The following is a 379-nucleotide window of genomic DNA, read 5'->3' as shown; positions in this document are numbered from 1 at the left end:
GCAGAACGATCCGGACACGTCGGAGCTGCACTTCGCGCTCGGCAACCTGTTCCGCCGCCGCGGCGAATACAACCGCGCGGTGCGCGTGCACGAGCACCTGCTGTCGCGGGGCGACCTGAACCGCACCGACCGCGAGCGGGCTCAGCATGCGCTGGCGCTCGACTTCCTCAAGGCCGGCCTGCTGGACCGGGCGGAAGACGCGCTGCAGCGCCTGGAGGGCACGCCCTTCGAGGGCCAGGCGCGGCTGGCGCTGCTGGCCATCTACGAGCGCTCCCGCGACTGGCCGCAGGCCACCGCCATCGCGCGCAAGATGCACGATTCCCAGCAGGGGGACTTCAGCACCCGCCAGGCGCACTACCTCTGCGAGCAGGCACTGGCA

General features: G+C 71.5%; 1 pseudogene. It reads left to right on the top strand.

Annotation, left to right across the window (positions count from 1 at the left end):
- Nucleotides 1–379, top strand: a pseudogene (locus tag FJV41_RS57785) (hypothetical protein); the annotation flags it as partial.

Source organism: Myxococcus llanfairpwllgwyngyllgogerychwyrndrobwllllantysiliogogogochensis, from assembly GCF_006636215.1.
Classification (GTDB): domain Bacteria; phylum Myxococcota; class Myxococcia; order Myxococcales; family Myxococcaceae; genus Myxococcus; species Myxococcus llanfairpwllgwyngyllgogerychwyrndrobwllllantysiliogogogochensis.
This window is presented reverse-complemented; position numbering and strand designations above follow the sequence as displayed.